Raw genomic sequence first — 18,814 nt, 5'->3', positions numbered from 1 at the left:
CTCTCCCACCCGCCCGCCCGTTTCCACTTGTTCGTGGGGTGAACGCTGCTCCCGTGGCTTGCTCGCCGTCGGCGGCTGCAGGTAGGTGTCGCTATCGCGGTGGGATCTTCCTGCCTGTCGTCCCATGAACCGGCTGTTTCGGGGTGGGCCTGTGGTGTGCGGCGGGCCCCCCGCAGCCGCCGACGGTGGTCAGCCCCCACCGGAGGCCTCCACCCCCTGGGAGGGGGTCACGGGCGGGCGGGTGGGAGAGGAGTCGCCGCGGTAGCGGGGGTGAGTCGCGGGCGCCGATGGTGGTCGGCCCCCGCTGGGGGCGGTCGCCCCGCGGGCGGGTGGGAGGGGTGGTCGGCTCCTTCGGGGTGGGGTCAGGGGTGGGGTGGGAAGAGCCACGCTTCGCGTGGTGGGGTGCCGATGGACCCCAGCTTCGTGCAGGACCACGCCCGCAACACCTCGTAAGAGCCCCCGTTCCCCATCACCCCCACGACCACGTCCACCCCGTGCCGCGCCAGCAAAAGATCCCGCATCCGCGTGGCCACCCCCTCCCGCCGCCGCCCACCCCGCACCATCAGCTCCACGAGCAGGAACAGCCGCCCCATCGCGGCGGCCCCCGCCGCCTCCGCGGGCAGCACGCCCCGTACCGACTCGAAGAGCTCACCGCCCGGCTCGGGCCGGAAGCCGTACAGGCAACCGACGAGGCCGGCCGCCGAGTCGGCGGACACCATGTCGAAGTCCCGTTCCTGCACGTGCCGTTCGAAGCGGGCCAGGAACCCCGCCCGGTCGGCCCCGTGGCACTCGACGTACACGTCCGCCACCGTCCCGCGCTGCTGCTCCGCCTGCCACCGCGTCAGCCGCCGCAAGAACACCTCAGCCATCCACGCCTCCCCGCCCGCGCCCCACGACCCCGCACACCTGGACTCCGCATGGTGACAGCACCGCCCCGCTTGCGGAACTGCGCGGGGTGCGACGATCCCGTACCAACCCCCCGAACAACCTCCACGCACAGCCGCGCACCAGCTACCGTGAGCGTCTGTACGCGGGGCGGAACAAGCGCACGTCAGCTCGGGTGGAGGAGCCGATGGGCCAGGCAAGCGCGGGCGGCGGACAACTGACACGGCTGCGCCTCGACGAGCTGCTCGAAGAGCTCGCGGCGCGCATCGGGGCGGTCCGCGGCACGAGGGACCGGCTGCACAGCCTCCTGGAGGCGGTCCTGTCGGTGGGCAGGGAGCTGGACCTGCCGCAGGTCCTGAGACGCATCGTGGAGACGGCCGTCGCCCTCGTGGACGCCGAGTACGGCGCGCTCGGCGTGATCGGCCAGGGCAACAAGCTCGACGCGTTCCTGCCGGTCGGCATCAGCGACCGGCTGCGCGCGGAGATCGGCGACCTGCCGTCGGGCCACGGCCTGCTCGGCGAGCTGATCCGCAACCCGCAGCCGCTGCGGCTCGCGGAGCTCTCCGAGCACCCGGCGTCGTCCGGCTTCCCGGCGCACCACCCGCCGATGAGCTCGTTCCTCGGGGTGCCGATCCGGGTGCGGGACGAGGTCTTCGGGAACCTGTACCTGACGGAGAAGCACGGCGGCGCGCAGTTCGACGCCGAGGACGAGTCGGTCCTGCTCACCCTCGCGGTGGCGGCGGGCGTGGCCATCGAGAACGCCCGCCTGTACGAGGAGGCCCGTCTGCGCGAACGCTGGCTGCAGGCCAGCGCGGAGGTCACCAGCGCGCTCCTGTCCGGCGCGCCCCAGTCACAGGTCCTGCAGTTGATGGCCGAGCGCGCCAAGGAGCTGACGTCCGCCGAGCTCGGCGTGATCGAACTGGTCCAGCACGACGGCGAGTTGCGCGTCGAGATCGCCATCGGCGAGCGCGCGCGGGCGCACCGCGGGGCGCTCCTTCCCCGGCAGGGCACGTTTGCGGGCGCCGCCCTCGACGCCCAGGCCCTGGTCGCCGCCGCCGACGTGCGCAAGGACCCGCGCGTCACGTACATGCCGGACCGCTGGGAGGGCCTCGGCCCCGCCGTCGCCGTGCCGGTGAGCACGCGTGACGACGTACGCGGCGTGCTGCTGCTCGCCCGCAGCGCGGGCAGGCCCGGCTTCTCGGACGCCGAGACCACCCCGCTCACGGGCTTCGCGGGGCAGGCCGCGCTCGCCCTCGAACTCGCCGACCGCCGCCGCGACGCCGAGCAGATGAGCCTGTTGGAGGACCGCGACCGCATCGCCCGCGACCTGCACGACCTGGCGATCCAGCGGCTCTTCGCCACCGGCATGACCCTGCAGAGCGTGCAGCGCTTCGTGGAGCACCCGGGCGCCGCCGAGCGGCTGCGCCGGGCGGTCGACGACCTCGACGCCACCATCAAGATCATCCGGTCGACCATCTTCGGCCTGCGCGACCACGAGGCGCCGGGCGGCGCGGTGGGGCTGCGGGTCAGGGTGGTGCGCGCGGTCGAGGACGCCGCCGCCGCGCTCGGCTTCACTCCCGCCCTGCGCATGGAGGGCCTCGTCGACACGGACGTCCCGCGCGACGTGGCCGACGACGTGATCGCCGTCCTGAACGAGGCCCTGTCCAACGTGGCCCGGCACGCCCGGGCGCGGCGGGCGGAGGCGTCGTTGGCCGTACGGGAAGGGCTGCTCGAACTCGCGGTCGCGGACGACGGGGTGGGGATCGCGGACCGCAACGCGCTGCCGCGGCGGCCGGACACCGCGGGCCCCGGCGGCGGCACCCACGGCGCGGGTCTGCGCAACCTCACCGACCGCGCGGAGCGCCTGGGCGGCACCCTGACGGCGGGGGCGGGGGAGCGGTGCGGCACCCGCCTCGTCTGGCAGGTGCCCCTGCCGCGCCGGACCTGAGGTTCCGGAGGGTCACACGGTCAGGTGCCCTGAGGCCCTTGCCGTTCCGTCCCGTCCGTCCCGCTGCCGTCCCCCCGGACCCTGGGTTTGACCTGGGCGGCCAGGACGGCCGCCTGGACGCGGCGTTCGACGCCCAGCTTCGCCAGCATCCGCGAGATGTGGTTCTTGACCGTCTTCTCGGACAGATACAGCTTCCCGCCGATCTGCCGATTGGTCATGCCCTCCCCGACGAGCGCGAGGATGTCCCGTTCCCGGTCGTTCAGGACGGCGAGCCGCGCGTCCTCGGGCGGCGCCTCGGCGACGGGCCCGCGCAGCGACCGCATGAGCCGCGCGGTCGTGGCCGGATCGAGCAGCGACGCCCCGGAGGCGACGGTGCGGACGGCCGTGACCAGGTCCGAGCCCTTGATCTGCTTCAGTACGTAGCCCGCGGCGCCCGCCATGATCGCGTCGAGCAGCGCGTCCTCGTCGTCGAACGACGTGAGCATCAGGCACGCCACCTCCGGCATGAGGGACCGCAGTTCACGGCAGACGGTGATCCCGTTCCCGTCCGGGAGGCGTACGTCGAGCACCGCCACGTCCGGCCGCAGCGCGGGCCCGCGCACCAGTGCCTGCGCCCCGGTCCCCGCCTCGCCGACGACCTCGATGTCCGGCTCGCTGTCGAGCAGGTCCCGCAGCCCTCTGCGGACGACTTCGTGGTCGTCAAGGAGGAAGACGCGGATGGCCCTCTTCTCCGTCCCGTCCATCTCCACCTCCTCTCCTGCCTTCTCCTGCCTTCTCCTGCCCTGTCCGCCCGTGACCGAGACCGGTCCGGCGGATTCCCCCGGACAGCGTGACGGAAAGGGCTTGCCGCTGCCAGGGGCCGAACGGCCCGCCAGTGGCCCCGCTCGGGGGCCAAGTGGCCCTGGAAGAGGGCCACTTGGCCCTCGCGGTACCCCTCCCCGGCAGGGCACTCTGAATCCCGGAAGTCCCTGGCAGAGGTCCCGGCGCCGAGTGAAGAGGCGGTGCCGGAACCGCCCTGGTGCGGCAAGGCTGAGGACATGTCCAGCAAGCACCGCACCCGCCTGCGCGGCCGCAGGGGAGCGGCCGCGCAGGCGCGAATCCCGCTCGCGCCGCGGCTGTGCGACCGCGCGGGCACCGCCGGGCCGCCCGTAAAGGGTGAAATGGGAGACACCTGATAGAAAGGCCTCTCGCATACGGGCATACGGCTGCCTGGGGAGAGGGGCGGGGCGCACATGTCGGACGCCATTCACGAACACAGCGTCGTCTCGCTGATGGGCATAGTCGCCCTGGGGGGCGTGGCGGTCATTGCCCTGACCGCGTACACCGGCGTGACGCTCGCGCGGTGGCGGCGGGCCTCGGCGCCCCGGCTGCCGTCCGCCCTGCGCGGCGCCGCCGCCCTCACCGGCGCGGCCGCGGCCGCCTGCTACGCCTGGGCCGCCGTCCGGCTGCTCGGCGTCGACATCACGGAGCACGTCCAGCTCTGCCAGGACGCGGTGGGCCCCGCCCACGAGGCGAGCCTCGTCGGCTACGAGGCCACGTACGTCCCCCTGCGCTTCGGCTGCCGCGTGGAAGGCGGCGGTACGTACACGGCGGGCGTGCCCGAGTACGCCAATACGGCGGCGCTCGTCCTCGCGCTCACGGCGGCCGTGCTCACCGGTGCGGCGGCCCTCGACGCCCGCCGCCGCACCGCCCGCCAGGCCGCCTAGGCGCGCTGCTTGTCCTCGGCGAGGGTGTGCGCGACGAGCGCGTTGGCGTGGCCGTGGCCCAGGCCGTGCTCGGCCTTGAGCCAGGCGACGAGCTCCATGTGCTTGCGCGGCGCCGCGCTCCGGATGAGCTCCTGCCACTCGGCGACCGGCCGCCCGTACTTCTTCTCGATGGAGGGGAAGTAGCTGGCGGGCCCCTTCACGGCGGCGGTGGCGGTGCTGGTGCTGGTGGCCATGTCGTCGGTCTCCGTCCTGTCGGCGCGCTGCGCCTCCCCCGGCGGGATCCCTGACCCCGCCCTTGCTTTCGTACGTATGACCCGCCGCCCCGCCCGAACTCAGCGGCCCCAGCAGGTGACCTGCGTCACTTCGCGTTCAGCGCCACCGTGGGGTGCAGGCGCGAGGCCCGTACCGCCGGATAGAGGCCCGCGAGGACGCCGATGAGCAGCGTCGCCGCGAAGCCGCCCGCGAGGGACCAGGCGGGTACGACCGCCGTCCAGTCCTGGGCGAAGGAGAAGCCGAACGTCGCCGCCGCGCCCAGGACGGCGCCCGCCGCGCCGCCGAGGGCGGACAGCAGCAGGGACTCCGTGAGGAACTGGAGGCGGATCGCGTTCCTGGTGGCGCCGAGCGCGCGGCGCAGGCCGATCTCCTGGCGGCGTTCGAGGACCGAGATGACCATGGTGTTGGCCACGCCGACCCCGCCGACCAGGAGCGCCACCGCGCCGAGTCCGAGCATCAGGCTGGTCAGGCCCTTGTCGGTGGCCGCCTTCGCCGCGAGCGCGTCCGAGGGGCGCGAGACCTTGACGGAGCCTTCGGCGCCGGGGCTGACCGTGCGGGCCAGGACGGCGCGCACGTCCTCGACGGTCGCGTCGGGCGAGCGCTCGAAGACCGTCGTGGGGTGGCCGTCGAAGCGGAAGTGCCTCTCGGCGGCGGGGAAGCCGACCATCGCCACCCGGTCCAGGGTCGGGACCAGCTCCACCGGCTCGAGGATGCCGACCACGACGACGTACTCGTCCTCCATCATGATCTTCTCGCCCGGCTCGGTGACGCCGAGGCGCTCGGCGGCGAGGGCGCCGAGGACGGTGACGGGCAGGCGCTCGTTGGCCTCGTTCAGCCAGCTCCCCTTGGCCACGCGGGCGCCCAGGGCCTTCAGGAGGTCCGTGCGGGCCGCCTGGGCGGTGACGCCCGCCGCCCGTTCCCTGGGCACCACGTCGCTGCGGCGGATGCGGGCGTCCACGTCCGCGGTCGCCGTGGCGTGCTGGACGGGGCCGATGCGCTCGACCATCGCCACCGCCGACTTCGGCAGCTTCAGCCTGTTGCCGTCGCGGTCCTCGCCCGCCTCGACGGTGAGCAGGTTCGTGCCGAGGCGGTCGAGCCGCGCCATCAGGTCCGACTTGCTGGACTGGGACAGGCCCACCACGGCGACCATCGTGGCGATCCCGATGGCGATGCCGAGCGCGGACAGGACGACGCGGGCGCGGCGGGCGCGCAGGCCGACGGCGCCGAGGCGCAGGACGTCGCGGGGGGAGAGCCGTGCGGGCCCGAGCCGACGGCCCGGCTTCCGTCGTGGGGACGTCATCGTGAACTCCCCTCCTGCGTACGCGCGTCGGACACGATCTCGCCGTCCCTGAACCGGACCCGGCGCGGCAGCGAGTCCGCGATCTCGTTGTCGTGCGTGATCACGCACACCGTGGTGCCCGCCGCGTTCAGCTCGTGCAGGAGTTCCATGACGACCTCGCCGGACGCTGTGTCCAGGGCGCCGGTCGGCTCGTCGGCGAGCAGCAGGTCGGGCTCGCCGGCCAGGGCGCGGGCGATGGCGACGCGCTGCTTCTCGCCGCCGGAGAGCTCGGCGGGCCGATGGCCGAGGCGGTGGCCCAGGCGGACCCGCTCCAGGGCGGCGCGGGCGCGGGCGCGGCGCTCCTTGCGGCCGACGCCCGCGTACAGGAGCCCGTCCGCGACGTTGTCGACGGCGTCGCGGCCCGCCGCCAGGTGGAAGTGCTGGAAGACGAAGCCGATGTGGCGGGCCCGCAGCGCGGACAGCTGCGCGTCCGACAGGCGCCGCACGTCGTACCCGGCCACGCGGACCGTGCCCGCCGTGGGCGCGTCCAGCGTGCCGATGACATGGAGCGCCGTCGACTTCCCCGACCCCGAAGGGCCGACGATCGCGAGGAGTTCACCGGCGCGCACGGTGAGGCTCACGCCGCGCAGGGCGTGCACGCCACCGGCGTACGACTTGACGACGTCCCGCAGCTCGACGACGGGCGCCGCATCGGCGGACGCGGCGACGGGCACCGCGGAAGCCGCGGCGGGCGCCGCCGCCACGGAGGCAGAAGTGGAGTGATTCATTCCGTGGCCACCCCGACCTTGAGACCCTCCTTGATCCGCGCCCCGCTGACCTCGATGCGGCCGTCGGCCGTCAGGCCCGTCTCGACCCGCACCATCCGGGACCCGCCGCCCTCGACGAGCTGCAGGCCGTAGCCGCCGTCCGTGCCGCGCAGCGCGACGACCGCCTCCACCGGGACCGTGAGGACGTCCTCGCGGCTCTCGCTGACGAACCGCACGCTCGCCGTGGCCTTGGTGTCCTCGCCGGACATCGCCGACGCGCCGCCGTCCAGGGCGACCTCGACCGTGATGCCGTCCTGGCCCTCCGCGTCCTCGGACCCCTCCGGCCCGACCGTGCCCGTGACCCGGCCCCGCTCGGTCCTTCCGCTGGGCATGACCACCTCGACCTTGGTGTTCTTCGAGGTCAGCGAGGCGTCGGCCTGGTCGAGCTCCGCGCGGACGACGGGCCGTGTGGAGGCGACCGTGAGCACCGCCGCGTCCGGGCCCACCTGATCGGCGAGCGCCGCGTCCGCGCGGACGACGGTGACCCGGTCGGGCTGGAAGACGACGTGGCCCTTGCCGACCCTGCCGGTCGGCGTCCGGTTCAGGGACTTCTGCCACCGCTTGACGGCGGCCTCCGTCGCCTTGTCGAAGCGCGGGTCGACGAAGAGGCCGCTGCCGTACCCGAGCGCGACGAGATTGCGCTCCAGCTCCAGTACGTCGCTGCCGCGGGCGCCGACCTTCATCTCGCGGAAGGCGGGCACCGGTCCGTACAGGAGCGTGACCGGCTTGTCGTCCAGCTCGTAGAGGGCCTGGCCGCGCGTGACCGTGGCGCCCTCGCGGGCCGCGACCGTCACCGTGCCCGCGGCCGCCGGCTTCACCGCGCGGCGCTGCGCGAAGTCGATCCGGCCGTCGACGGTCTTGGAGAGCGCGAGGTCGGTCCGGGTGATCGTGGCGGTGGCGGGCGGGCGTCCGCCACCGCTGTCCTCGACGGCGTCGCCTCCGCCGCCGTACACCACGGCACCCACGGCGACGGCCGCGGCGGCCACCACGGCGGCACCGGCGAGGAGTTCGGCACGGCGTCTCATCTACTGCATCCCGTCCAGGCCTTCGAGCAGCTTGCTCCTGCACGCCTGGCGGGCCTGCTTGTACGCGGGTGAGTCCGGGTCGAGCGACGGGCTCGCGGGGTTGGGGTCGCCGCCGGGCACGGCGTTGCCGCCGGACATGGTGGGGTTGGTGAACCTGGAGACGCCGTTGTCGCGCATGCACTTGGCGTGCGCGAGCATCGACTCGTAGTCCTTCTGCTGGTCGCGCTCGGGCGCCAGGTCCACCGCTTTCTTCAACTCGGGGAAGCAGACGCCGTCCTTGCCGCCCTTGTACTCCACGCCGTTGTTCTTCGGGTCGACGACCTCGCCGATCTTGTCGTAGTCGAGGTAGCCGCTCAGGCGGGGGTCGGGGAAGTCCTTGACGCCGCCCTTGGTCCGCATGCAGCGGACGTACGTCAGTTGCGCGTCGTAGAAGGCGCCCTTGCCCTCCGCGGCGGTCTTCGCGCCGCCGTCGTCCTTCTTCCGGCCGTCCTTGCCCTTGCCGGTCGGCTCGTCGGGGGCGGACGCGACCTCCTTGCCCTGACCGGAGTCCGAGCCGCCCCCGCCGCCGCAGGCGACCGAGAGGGCGAGCAGGGGAGTGGCGACGACCGCGGCGAGCCGGAGCCGCGCGGTGCTGCGGGAAGCGCTGTGGAAGCTCATGCGACCAACGTCGGCCCCGAACATGGTGACCGGTCCATGGCCGCATGATGAGCACGTAACAATGCGCCGGACCCCGCCCCCGACCGCCGCCACCGGCCCTGAACAGCGCAGACCCTCGCGCATAATCGGCGCCATGGCCCATGTACTGCTGATCGAGGACGACGTGTCCGTGCGCGACGGCATGGAGCTCGTGCTGCGCAGGCACGGCTACGAGGTGGCCACGGCCGCGACCGGTGAGGAGGGGCTCGCCCTGCTGACCGGCGCCGCCCCCGCGGCCGGTGCGTCGGGCTCGGCCGTCGAACTCGCCGTACTCGACCTGATGCTCCCCGGCATCGACGGCTTCGAGGTCTGCCGCCGCCTGCGCGCCTCCGGATCGACGGTGCCCGTGATCATGCTGACCGCGCGCGGCGACGACACCGACATCGTGCGCGGCCTGGAGGCGGGCGCCGACGACTACGTGGTCAAGCCGGTGACCGCGCCGGTCCTCGAAGCCAGGATCCGGGCGGCCCTGCGCCGGGCCGAGCCCGCCGGGGCCGCGCGCGGCGAGGACCACGCGGGCCTGGTCATCGACCGGGCCGGGCTCACCGTCGCCAAGCGCGGTACGCCCATCGCCCTGCCGCCCACCGAACTGCGCCTGCTGCTCGAACTCTCGGCGTCCCCGGCCCGCGTGTTCCGCCGCGAGCAGCTCCTGGAGTCCGTGTGGGAGCACGACTTCCTCGGGGACTCGCGGCTCGTGGACGCGGCGGTCGGCCGGCTCCGCGCCAAGATCGAGGACATCCCGGCACGGCCGCGCTACATCCAGACGGTACGGGGGTTCGGGTACCGCTTCGGGCCGGTGTGAGCGCCCGCCGCGGCGGCGCCCGCCGTCCCCGTCCGCGCTGGCCGCTGCGGCTCGGCGGCCTGCGCGCCCGCCTGGTCGTCGCCTTCGTGCTCGTCGCCCTGGTCAGCGCGGTCACCGCGACCGCGCTCGCCTACCGCGAATCCCGCAACGCCGTCCTGGAGCGCAAACAGGACGCCGTGCGGACCGACTTCAGGAGCCGCGTCGAACAGGCCGCCGTCGGCTTCGACGTCCCGGCCGACAAGGTCTCGCTCACCCGCTTCGCGGCGGGCATCGCGGACGGCCTCGGCGGCGATGCCGTCGTCGTGGCCCGGTACCGCTCCCTCACGGCGTCGTCCGACGCGTCCGCCGACCGCTCGCGCATCACCCCCGAGCTGCGCGCCGCCGTACGCGACCGCAACCGCATGAGCTTCCAGCGCGTCGAGCGGCACGGCGGCGCGTACCTGGTCGTGGGCACCCCGGTCACCTTCGAGTCGGCGGCGCCGTCCGGCCTCGACGTCTTCGCCATCACGTCGTTGCGGGAGGAGAGCGAGGACACGGCGGGGGTGGTCGACGCGGTGCGCGGCGGCATCGTGCCGGTGGTGCTCCTCGCGGCCGTCCTCGCGCTGCTGGCCGCCGGTACGGTCCTGCGGCCGGTGCGCGAGCTGGGCCGGGCGACGCGGCGGCACGCGGCCGGTGACCTCACGTCCCGGGTCAGGGTGCGAGGGCGCGACGAACTCGCCGACCTGGCACGGGACTTCAACAGAACGGCGGACGCCCTTCAGGCGTCGGTCGCCGAGCTGCGCGAGCAGGACGCGCGGGCGAAGCGGTTCGTCGCCGACGTCTCGCACGAACTGCGCACCCCGCTGGCCGCGATGACGATGGTCGCCACCGTCCTCGACGAGGACGCGGGCGCCCTGCCGCCGGACACGGCCCACGCCGCCCGCACGGTCAGCGAGGAGACCGCCCGGCTCTCCCGGCTCGTGGACGACCTGATGGAGATGTCCCGCTTCGACTCGGGAGCGGCCCGGCTCAACCTGACCGGCACCGACCTCGCGGAGGCCGTCGGGGCCACGCTCTCGCTGCGGGCCTGGACCGGCCGCGTACGCGTGGAACTCCCCGACGGCGTACGGGCCATGGTCGACCGGCGCCGCATGGACGTGATCGTCGCCAATCTCGTCGGCAACGCGTTCCGCCACGGAGCCGAGCCCGTGACGGTCACCCTGGCCACCGACCCGGCGGGCGACCGGGTGACCATCGAGGTCGCCGACCGCGGCCCCGGCCTGCCGCCCGAGGCCCTCGCCCACGTCTTCGACCGCTTCTACAAGGCGGACGCCGCGCGCACCCGCTCGGAGGGCAGCGGGCTCGGCACCGCCATCGCCCTGGAGAACGCGCGCCTGCACGGCGGCACCATCGACGCGGCCAACAGGCCGGACGGCGGGGCGGTGTTCACGCTGCGGCTGCCGTGGCGGCGCCCGCGCGAGGAGGACGCATGAAGGCCGCGAAAGCTGTGAGATCCGCCCTGGCCCTGACGGCCGTGCTGCTGCTCGCCGGCTGCGGGGTGCGCCCCACCGGCGTCCTGGACGGCGGCGGGTCCGCGGGCGGCCTGACCAAGGGCCTGCGCCTGTACTTCGTCTCCCAGGCGGGGCGCCTGGAGGCGGTCTCGCGCCCGAACGTCCCGGTGTCCGGGGACGGCGACTTCTCCGGCGTCATCAAATACCTCGTGGCCGGCCCGACGGAGGCGGAACGGGCGTCCGGGCTCACCACCCTGCTGGAGGAGGGCAGTTACGAGGCCACGGCCAAGGGGGACACGGTCACGGTCCGCGCCCCCGTCCCGGAACTCTCCGCCTCGCGCCCGGGCGACCGGAACGTCCTCGGCCAGCTCGTCTGCAGCTTCGCGCGGGCGCGGGCCGTGTCCGGCGGCGACGGCGACGGCGACGGCGCGAAGCGCACCGACGACATCAGGGTCACGGTCCGGCCGTGGGACGGGCGCTCCGGGACGTATGTGTGCTCGGACTTCCTGAAGTGAGCTGAAGTGAGGGCGACTCCGGCTGGCCCTAGCCGATCCCGAGGCTGCCGAGCAGGTCGTCCACCGCCGCCTTGATCCGGTCCGCGGGCATCTCGCAGTCCACCATCAGGTGCTCGAACAGGCTCGGCGAGAACGGCGCGAGCAGCAGGTGCGCGAGGGCGGGCGCGTCCACGTCGGGCCGCACCTGGCGCAGCAGCATCGTCACGTGCAGATGGGTCGTGCCGTACACGCCGCTGCGGTAGCGCGCGATGTGGGACGCGGCCTCCGCGGCGAGCATGATCGTGCGCTTCTCGACCACGCGGTCCGCGAGCGCGCGCAGGAAGGCGCGCAGGCGCTCGGCGGGCGGCGCGTCCGGGCCGAGCGGCGGCGGCCCGGACATGAAGGCCTCCTGGAAGCGCTTCTCGGTGTCGTCGAGCAGCGCGAGCAGGAGCTGGCTCACATCGCCGAAGCGCCGGTACACCGTGCCCACGCCCATGCCCGCGGCGTGCGCGACGGCGTTCATGGTGACGGCGTCCGGGCCGTGCTCGTCGACCAGGCGGGCCGCCGCGTCGAGGATCCGCTGCCGGTTGCGCGCGGCGTCGGCGCGCTCGGGCGGGGGCTGGCCCGTGACCGGGAGTTCGATGCGGCTCGTGCGGCTCATGCCCCGAGGCTACCGGACCGCACCGGCTAAGCGGATAGTCATCCACTTCTTTCCCCGAACCCCTTGCGAAACGGATTCCCGTCCGCTTGACTCATGCCCAGCAGGAAAACGGATACCGATCCGCTTCTGCGACGCACAGCTCTGTACTGCTCTGCACTGCTCTGTATCGCTCTCCACATTGCTCTGCACTGCTCTCCACTGATTCTGAGACTCGGGGAACCGGGGAAGGGGCCTCACCATGAGCGCCAAGGTCGCGGTCATCTACTACTCGTCCACCGGCAGCGTCCACAAGCTGGCCACCGCGATCGCCGAAGGCGCCGAGAAGGCGGGCGCCGAGGTGCGCCTGCGCCGGGCGGCCGAGCTCGCCCCCGACGCGGCCATCGACGCCAACCCGGCCTGGCGCGAGCACGTCGAGGCGACCAAGGACGTCGAGATCGCCACGCTCGACGACCTGACCTGGGCGGACGCGTACGCCTTCGGGTCGCCGACGCGCTTCGGCAACATCTCGGCGCAGCTGAAGCAGTTCATCGACACCACGGGCGGCCTGTGGCAGCAGGGCGTCATGATCGACAAGCCCGCCACCGCGTTCACCAGCGCCCACAACGCGCACGGCGGCAACGAGTCGACGCTGCTCACCCTCTACAACACGTTCCACCACTGGGGCTCGGTCATCGTCTCGCCCGGCTTCACCGACCCGGTCGTGTACGGCGCGGGCGGCAACCCGTACGGCACCTCCCACCCCGGCGGCGCGGGCGCCCCCGGCGAGAACGTCCTGCTCGCCGCCCGCTATCAGGGCGAGCGCCTCGCGAAGATAGCCGCCCGGCTCGCCGCCTGAACCCAGCCCGCCCTCTCGGCCGCGGCGCGGGCGTCCTCCTCCGCCGCGTCGGCCCGCGCGAGGAGCGCTTCGTCCCGGCCGGGCCGCTGCCCGCCCGCGAGTTCGGCGGCCGCCCGGGAAGCGGCGAGGGCCGCCCGCAGCGCGGCAGCCACGCTCTCTCCGGTACCGCTGCCGTGATCCGCGTCGGTCACGTGATTCGCGTGAGCCTCGTGAGCCGCCTGGGCCGCGACGGCGGCGGCAGCGGCGGCGTTCCTGGCGCAGCGCGCGTCCGCGGCGGCGTCCGGGGAGCGCCCTTCGAGCTCGGCGATCGACCGCGCGGAGAGCCGCACCGCGCTCGCGGCCCGCGCGGCGAGCCCGGTGGGTACGGTCTCCGCCTGGTCGGGCTCGACACCGGCGGCACGACAGGCGGCCACGGCACGGCGGTACGCACGCTCGGCGCGCGCCAGATGCCGCTGCCGGAGGGCCCGTTCCGTGGTGGGTGTGCTCATGTCCCCTCCTCCCTCATGGGCCGATGCGGCCCGCCTCACAGGACCCGCCTCACAGGACCCGCCTCACAGGACCCGCCTCACAGGAACAGTCCGATCGCGTGGTCGAGGGACCACGTCTGCCAGCTCATGCCCAGCAGGGCGACCGTGGAGATCAGGGCCATCATGAGGTTCTGCCCCTGCTCGGCCCAGTCGTGGATCATGAGGACGAGGTAGACCAGGTTGAGGACGAGGCCGCCGACGAGCGCGATCGGCGTGAGGAAACCGGCGATCAGGCCGAGGCCGAGCGCCAGTTCCGCGTACGCGACGACGTAGGCCATGAGCCGTGGCCGCGGCCTGACCAGGGTGTCGAAGCCCCGCCGCACGAACGGCCAGCGGTGCTGCTCGGCGATGCCGCCCGCCCACCCGATGCCGCCCCCGGAGAACCAGCTCTTCTTGTCCTTGTGCCGCCAGCTCTCCAGCCACCACAGGCCGAGGCCGATCCGGAGGACCGCGAACCACTCGGCGCCGCCGAGCCAGACCGTCTGCACCGTGGCACCTCCCTGCCCATAAAGGAATCTGACGGAGTGTCAGTTCAGCGGAAGTGCGGCCAATGTGCAAGGCGCTTGCTGTCGGAAGGGTGTCCCCCTACCCTCCATCTGATGGGTCGTCAGATACGGCCGAGTCACGACGCGGTGGAACCGGCGGGCAGGGGGCTGCGGCATGAAGGGCACAGAGTCCGGCACCAGTGACATTCCCAGGGTCATCAGCGTGGACGATCACGTGATCGAGCCCGCGCACCTCTTCGAGACCTGGCTTCCCGCCAAGTACCGCGACAAGGGCCCACAGCCCTTCACCGCCGGGATCGGCGAGCTCGCGTACATCGGCGGCAAGTACCGGTTCACCACCGACCCGGACGGCCAGATCACCGACTGGTGGCGGTACGAGGGCGAGGTCTTCCCGTACAAGCGCATCATCGCCGCCGTGGGCTTCTCGCGGGACGAGATGACGCTCGACGGCATCACGCGGGAGCAGATGCGGCGCGGCTGCTGGGACCCTGAGGCGCGCCTCGCGGACATGGACCTCAACCACGTCGAGGCCTCCCTCTGCTTCCCGACCTTCCCGCGCTTCTGCGGCCAGACCTTCGCCGAGGCGCACGACAAGGACGTCGCGCTCGCCTGCGTGCGCGCGTACAACGACTGGATGGTGGAGGAGTGGTGCGGGGACAGCGGCGGGCGGCTCATCCCGCTGTGCCTGATCCCGCTGTGGGACGTCGAGCTCGCGGTCGCGGAGATCCGGCGGAACGCCGCGCGCGGCGTGCGGGCGGTGACGTTCTCCGAGATCCCCACCTATCTGGGGCTGCCGTCCATCCACTGCGGGTACTGGGACCCGTTCTTCGCCGCGTGCGAGGAGACCGGCACCGTCGTGAACATGCACATCGGCAGCAGTTCGCAGATGCCCGCCGCGTCCCCGGACGCGCCGCCCGCCGTGCAGGCCTCGCTGTCGTTCAACAACGCGATGGCCTCGATGATGGACTTCCTGTTCTCCGGGGTCCTGGTGAAGTTCCCGCGCCTGAAACTGGCCTACAGCGAGGGCCAGATGGGCTGGATCCCGTACGCCCTGGAGCGCGCCGACGACGTGTGGGAGGAGCACCGCGCGTGGGGCGGGGTGCGCGATCTGATCCCCGAGCCGCCGTCCACGTACTACTACCGGCAGATCTTCTGCTGCTTCTTCCGCGACCGGCACGGCATCGAGGCCATCGAGACCGTCGGCGTCGACAACGCCACCTTCGAGACCGACTACCCCCACGTCGACTCGACCTGGCCGCACACGAAGCGGGTCGCCGCCGAGCACGTGGGCGGGCTCTCCGACGACGTGGCCTACAAACTGCTGCGCGGCAACGCGATTCGTATGCTGGACCTGCCGTTCGATCGAGAGAGGCGCGGGTGAGGCGAGGGTGCGGATGAGCAGCGCGGTGTCGGAGGTCCTTGCCACGCTCGGGCGGCGGTACGTGCGCGACGCCCCCTGGACCGCGGGCAAGGCCGCGCTCGCCACGCGGTACCTGAACCCCTGGCTGCGGGAGCACCCCCGGCGGCGGGTGACCGCGTCGCTCTCCGGGGCCAGGTTCGCGGTCGACACGCAGGACCTCATCCAGCGCTACATCTATCTGTTCGGCGTCTGGGAGCCGCACATGTCGCGCTGGCTGCGGGGGCGGCTGCGCCCCGGGGACGTCTTCGTGGACGTCGGCGCGAACATCGGCTATCTGAGCGTGCTCGGGGCCCAGTTGGTCGGGGCCGGGGGCCGGGTCGTCGCCATCGAGGCCTCGCCCGACTTCCACCGGCGCCTGCTCCAGCACCGGGACCTGAACGCCTGCGACAACATCCGGGCGGTCAACGCGGCCGTCTCGGACCGCCACGAGAAGCTCACCTTCGTCCTCGCCAGCGCGCACAACATGGGCGCGAACAGCGTCGTTCCGTGGGACGGCCCGGTGGAGTCGTCCTTCGAGACGGAGGCGGTCCCGCTGCCGGAGCTCCTGGAGCCGGACGAGATCGCGCGGGCCCGCGTCATCAAGGTCGACGTCGAGGGCGCGGAGGGCAGCGTCGTCCGGGGCCTGGCCCCCCTCCTGGACCGGCTCCGCCCTGACGCGGAGATCGCCGTCGAGGTCACGCCCGACCGGATGGCGCAGCTCGGCGAGTCCGCCGACGAACTCATAGAGACGATGCGCGCGCACGGCTTCCACGCGTACCGCCTGGTCAACGACTATGCGCCGGGGAGCTATCCGGCCGCCGTGCGGCAGGCGCGGGGCGGTCCTGTCCGATGGCGCCAACCTGTCGGCGAAGGCATGGACTTGATCTTCTCGCGGGTCGACGCGGAGTCACTCGCCTGACGGGGCCCGGCCGGAGAGGTCACTCGCCTGACGGCGGCCCGGCCGGATAGCGCCACTGGAAGCGGGACAGCGCCCGCGCCCGGGCCTCCACGACCGCCATCCGCGCCGCGCGCTCCGCGTCGTCCGTATGGGCCGCCTGACCCGTGGCCTGGCCCTCCCACTTGCGGTAGAGCAGCCCGGCCTCGGACGAGAACCAGCCCCGGGCCACCGTGTTGAGGGCGAGGAGCAGCCCGGTGTCCTCCGAGGCGGGAAGGGCCATCCAACTGCCCAGGGCGACAAGGAGGTCACGGCGTACGAAGAGGGACGCCGGGTGGACCTGGGCGCGGAAGCCGTTCGCCTTCCAGTGCTCCAGGACCGCTCCGCGCTCGACGGGGCCGTGGTCGGGGTCGCCGGGGAAGCCCGCCGTCGTCCCGTCCGGCAGCAGGTCGAGCACGCGCGATGTCGCCCAGCCGAGGGTGTGGTCGCCTTCGAGCGCCGCCAAGTCGCGGGCGAGCGCGCCCGGCAGGAGCTGGTCGTCGGCGTCGAGGACCTTCACGTACGCGCCGTCGGCGTGGGCGAGCGCCATGGTGCGGGCGACGCCGGGGCCGCCGGCGCGCCCCTGGGCGAAGCTCACCCGGTCGTCGTCCGGCACGAACGGGCCGACCCGGTCGCTCTCGCCGTCCTCCTGGATCAGCCAGCGCCACTCCCAGCCGTCGGGAAGCTCCTGCTCGCGCAGCGACTTGTACGCGTCCGGCAGGAAGCGGGCCGAGGGGGCGTGGACGGCGGTGACGATGATGATGCGCCGGCTCATGGCACTCACCCTACGACTCCTAAAGGGATGTTGATGAGTGCAGAGGCGCCCGGAATCCTAGGGCGACGCTTGTGACATGAGAACTGAACACAGAACCGGGCGCGGCACCGGAATTTCGTGCGCGGGGCTGACAGCCGAAAAGCGCCGCGTAAATAGGCCGCATTGCAGAGGGTGCAATCACGGAGGTCGCGCGAGGTGTCCGCGCGGCGGCGGAAGCACGTAAGGGCCCGATCGCTGGCGACGGGGGATGCACCAGCGATCGGGCTGCACCTAACGGTAACAAGCCTGTTGGCGCAGCGGGAGTGAACTGCCCGACCGAGATAGTGAGTTGTGATCGGGATCACGCCGTGACCGCTGTGGTGAAGCGGTGGTGAAACAGCGAACCGTTACTCGTCGCACGGAGGCGCGTACGAGAGACGGGGCAGATACTCGTGCCAATTCTGCGGTGTCAGGACACCCCGCGTGGTCGAGCAAATGCGGCGCATTGCCGCGTCGGTGTCCAGGTTCCACAGCCGGACGGTATCGGTGCCGCTGGAAACTCCGAGCATCTGTCCGTGCGGGCTGAACGACAGAAAACTCCCCGTCTTGGCGTTGGGGCTCATCGACTGGCCGATGGCGGCGGCCTGCGACGGGCGGCTGACGTCCCAGAGCCGGACCGTGTTGTCGTTGCCGCCACTGGCCAGCGTGCGGCCGTCCCGGCTGAACGTCAGGGACACCAGCGCATCCGTGTGGCCCGTGAGCGGCGACCCCAGGGGGGCGGCCGCGCGGGGGTCGGCGACGTTCCAGAGCCGGACCGTGCCGTCGTCACTGCCGCTGGCGAGCGTGCGGCCGTCGGGGCTGTGGACGAGCGTGTTGATGGGGCCCAGGTGACCCGTGAGCGGCCGCCCGAGCCGGGTGGCGTGCCGCGGCTCGGTCACGTCCCACAGCCGGATGGCGCCGTCCGCGCTGGCGCTGGCGAGCGTGCGCCCGTCCTTGCTGAAGGCGAGGTCGTTGACGTACCCCTTGTGTCCGGCGAGCGGCGCGCCGAGCCGGCGGGGGCGCTCCGGGTCGCTGATGTTCCACAGCTGGACGGTGCGGTCGTCGTACGTGGTGGCCAGCGTGCGCCCGTCCGGGCTGAAGGCGAGGGCGGCGGCGAAGCGCGTGCGCAGCGCGACGGGCGGGCCGTACGCGACGGGGCGGGACGGGTCGGTGACGTTCCACAACTGCACCCCGCGGCTTCCGGTGAGGAGCGCCAGGGTGCGGCCGTCGGGCGAGAACGCGGGCGCGCGCACCGCACCCTCCGCGGGCTTGAACGGCTCGCTCAGCGCCACGGGCCGGTTGGGCCGCTCCACGTTCCACAGCCGGACCTTCTCGTCGCGCGCGGCCGTGGCGAGCACCTTCCCGTCGGGGCGGAACGTGCCGATGCGGCCGAGCATGTCCGACGTCGGTATCGACCACAGGCGGACCTTGTTGTCGCCGCTGCCCGTGGCGAGCGTGCGGCCGTCGGGGCTGAAGCCGAGCGCGTACATCTCCCCGCCGCTGCCCGCGAGCGGCTCGCCGACCTGCGAGGGGTGCGCCGGGTCGCGGACGTTCCACAGGGTCGCCGTGCTGTCGGCGCTGGCGGCGGCCAGCATGGTGCCCGCGGGGTTGAAGGCCACGGACCACACGGGTCCCGTGTGCCCGGTGAGCGGTGCGCCGAGCGACTTCGCGCGGCGTGGGTCGGCCACGTTCCAGAGCCGGACGGTGTTGTCGGTGCTGCCGCTGGCGAGGGTG

The 18,814-nt window shown here is 73.1% G+C and carries 21 protein-coding genes; 9 read left to right on the top strand and 12 right to left on the bottom strand.

Going from position 1 to position 18,814, the window contains the following annotated elements; translation table 11 throughout:
- Positions 1-362 precede the first annotated feature (362 nt).
- Complete coding sequence (locus ACFWZ5_RS25905) at positions 363-869, bottom strand: hypothetical protein (RefSeq protein ID WP_384797727.1); 507 nt, start codon at positions 867-869, stop codon at positions 363-365.
- Between the two features lie 203 nt (positions 870-1,072).
- Between ACFWZ5_RS25905 and ACFWZ5_RS25900 the strand changes: the two genes are divergently transcribed.
- Positions 1,073-2,833, top strand: coding sequence for a GAF domain-containing protein (locus ACFWZ5_RS25900; protein WP_384797724.1), 1,761 nt, complete (start codon positions 1,073-1,075; stop codon positions 2,831-2,833).
- Positions 2,834-2,853: 20 nt separating this feature from the next.
- On the opposite strand, the gene ACFWZ5_RS25895 is transcribed toward ACFWZ5_RS25900, so the two are convergent.
- Positions 2,854-3,576, bottom strand: coding sequence for a response regulator (locus ACFWZ5_RS25895; RefSeq protein WP_384797721.1), 723 nt, complete (start codon positions 3,574-3,576; stop codon positions 2,854-2,856).
- Positions 3,577-3,870: 294 nt separating this feature from the next.
- Between ACFWZ5_RS25895 and ACFWZ5_RS25890 the strand changes: the two genes are divergently transcribed.
- Complete coding sequence (locus ACFWZ5_RS25890; RefSeq protein WP_384797718.1) at positions 3,871-4,008, top strand: hypothetical protein; 138 nt, start codon at positions 3,871-3,873, stop codon at positions 4,006-4,008.
- A 57-nt stretch (positions 4,009-4,065) separates the two neighbouring features.
- Positions 4,066-4,539, top strand: coding sequence for a hypothetical protein (locus ACFWZ5_RS25885; RefSeq protein WP_384797715.1), 474 nt, complete (start codon positions 4,066-4,068; stop codon positions 4,537-4,539).
- Here ACFWZ5_RS25885 and ACFWZ5_RS25880 read toward each other — a convergent pair.
- The 5 genes from ACFWZ5_RS25880 to ACFWZ5_RS25860 form a co-directional block, all read right to left on the bottom strand.
- The gene (locus ACFWZ5_RS25880) at positions 4,536-4,772 is read right to left on the bottom strand and encodes a DUF4287 domain-containing protein (protein WP_384797712.1); all 237 of its coding nucleotides are present in this window, start codon (positions 4,770-4,772) and stop codon (positions 4,536-4,538) included. The two genes, ACFWZ5_RS25885 and ACFWZ5_RS25880, sit on opposite strands and share 4 nt — an antisense overlap.
- A 125-nt stretch (positions 4,773-4,897) precedes the next feature.
- Positions 4,898-6,112 carry an ABC transporter permease gene (locus tag ACFWZ5_RS25875; RefSeq protein WP_384797709.1) on the bottom strand — a complete coding sequence of 405 codons (1,215 nt, stop codon included), beginning with the start codon at positions 6,110-6,112 and terminating at the stop codon, positions 4,898-4,900.
- Entirely contained in the window at positions 6,109-6,879 is a 771-nt protein-coding gene (locus tag ACFWZ5_RS25870) for an ABC transporter ATP-binding protein (protein ID WP_384797706.1), read from the bottom strand. Before ACFWZ5_RS25870 ends, ACFWZ5_RS25875 begins: the two co-directional genes overlap by 4 nt.
- Positions 6,876-7,943, bottom strand: a complete 1,068-nt coding sequence (locus tag ACFWZ5_RS25865) for a peptidoglycan-binding protein (RefSeq protein WP_384797703.1) — start codon at positions 7,941-7,943, stop codon at positions 6,876-6,878. The genes ACFWZ5_RS25870 and ACFWZ5_RS25865 overlap by 4 nt, the downstream gene beginning before the upstream one ends.
- The gene (locus ACFWZ5_RS25860; RefSeq protein WP_384797700.1) at positions 7,944-8,600 is read right to left on the bottom strand and encodes a hypothetical protein; all 657 of its coding nucleotides are present in this window, start codon (positions 8,598-8,600) and stop codon (positions 7,944-7,946) included. It abuts the gene before it with no gap.
- A gap of 133 nt (positions 8,601-8,733) precedes the next feature.
- On the opposite strand from ACFWZ5_RS25860, the gene ACFWZ5_RS25855 reads away from it, so the two are divergent.
- From ACFWZ5_RS25855 to ACFWZ5_RS25845, 3 genes are read left to right on the top strand one after another with little or no spacing between them, the layout of a single operon-like run.
- Positions 8,734-9,441, top strand: coding sequence for a response regulator (locus tag ACFWZ5_RS25855; RefSeq protein WP_384797697.1), 708 nt, complete (start codon positions 8,734-8,736; stop codon positions 9,439-9,441).
- Entirely contained in the window at positions 9,438-10,913 is a 1,476-nt protein-coding gene (locus tag ACFWZ5_RS25850; RefSeq protein ID WP_384797694.1) for an ATP-binding protein, read from the top strand. The genes ACFWZ5_RS25855 and ACFWZ5_RS25850 overlap by 4 nt, the downstream gene beginning before the upstream one ends.
- Positions 10,910-11,446 carry a hypothetical protein gene (locus ACFWZ5_RS25845; RefSeq protein WP_384891305.1) on the top strand — a complete coding sequence of 179 codons (537 nt, stop codon included), beginning with the start codon at positions 10,910-10,912 and terminating at the stop codon, positions 11,444-11,446. Before ACFWZ5_RS25850 ends, ACFWZ5_RS25845 begins: the two co-directional genes overlap by 4 nt.
- A 28-nt stretch (positions 11,447-11,474) precedes the next feature.
- On the opposite strand, the gene ACFWZ5_RS25840 is transcribed toward ACFWZ5_RS25845, so the two are convergent.
- Positions 11,475-12,086: a TetR/AcrR family transcriptional regulator gene (locus tag ACFWZ5_RS25840; RefSeq protein WP_384797688.1), complete on the bottom strand. Its 612-nt coding sequence runs from the start codon at positions 12,084-12,086 to the stop codon at positions 11,475-11,477.
- A 238-nt stretch (positions 12,087-12,324) separates the two neighbouring features.
- Between ACFWZ5_RS25840 and wrbA the strand changes: the two genes are divergently transcribed.
- A complete protein-coding gene (wrbA, locus tag ACFWZ5_RS25835) occupies positions 12,325-12,921 on the top strand; it encodes an NAD(P)H:quinone oxidoreductase (RefSeq protein WP_384797685.1) in 597 nt (198 codons plus the stop codon).
- Here wrbA and ACFWZ5_RS25830 read toward each other — a convergent pair.
- Together ACFWZ5_RS25830 and ACFWZ5_RS25825 are read right to left on the bottom strand one after the other, a co-directional pair.
- On the bottom strand, positions 12,876-13,409 hold the full coding sequence (locus ACFWZ5_RS25830; protein WP_384797682.1) for a hypothetical protein: 534 nt from the start codon (positions 13,407-13,409) through the stop codon (positions 12,876-12,878). The two genes, wrbA and ACFWZ5_RS25830, sit on opposite strands and share 46 nt — an antisense overlap.
- 77 nt (positions 13,410-13,486) lie before the next feature.
- Positions 13,487-13,936 carry a DoxX family membrane protein gene (locus ACFWZ5_RS25825; protein ID WP_384797679.1) on the bottom strand — a complete coding sequence of 150 codons (450 nt, stop codon included), beginning with the start codon at positions 13,934-13,936 and terminating at the stop codon, positions 13,487-13,489.
- 172 nt (positions 13,937-14,108) lie between these two features.
- Between ACFWZ5_RS25825 and ACFWZ5_RS25820 the strand changes: the two genes are divergently transcribed.
- Both ACFWZ5_RS25820 and ACFWZ5_RS25815 read left to right on the top strand, forming a co-directional pair.
- Positions 14,109-15,335 carry an amidohydrolase family protein gene (locus ACFWZ5_RS25820; protein WP_384797676.1) on the top strand — a complete coding sequence of 409 codons (1,227 nt, stop codon included), beginning with the start codon at positions 14,109-14,111 and terminating at the stop codon, positions 15,333-15,335.
- Positions 15,336-15,348: 13 nt separating this feature from the next.
- Positions 15,349-16,272 (top strand): FkbM family methyltransferase, encoded by a 924-nt coding sequence (locus tag ACFWZ5_RS25815; protein ID WP_384797673.1) that lies wholly within the window; start codon positions 15,349-15,351, stop codon positions 16,270-16,272.
- Between the two features lie 19 nt (positions 16,273-16,291).
- Here the strand turns inward: ACFWZ5_RS25815 and ACFWZ5_RS25810 are convergent, their stop codons facing one another.
- Together ACFWZ5_RS25810 and ACFWZ5_RS25805 are read right to left on the bottom strand one after the other, a co-directional pair.
- Entirely contained in the window at positions 16,292-17,062 is a 771-nt protein-coding gene (locus tag ACFWZ5_RS25810) for a glycosyltransferase family 2 protein (protein ID WP_384797670.1), read from the bottom strand.
- A 386-nt stretch (positions 17,063-17,448) separates the two neighbouring features.
- Positions 17,449-18,814, bottom strand: a 1,366-nt coding sequence (locus ACFWZ5_RS25805) for a WD40 repeat domain-containing protein (RefSeq protein ID WP_384891302.1), incomplete at its 5' end; no start/stop codon positions are given.

Origin of the sequence: Streptomyces sp. NPDC059003 (assembly GCF_042740445.1) — a bacterium.
GTDB lineage: Bacteria > Actinomycetota > Actinomycetes > Streptomycetales > Streptomycetaceae > Streptomyces.
Note: the sequence above shows the minus strand (reverse complement) of the source record. Positions and strands in the feature narration are given on the sequence as shown.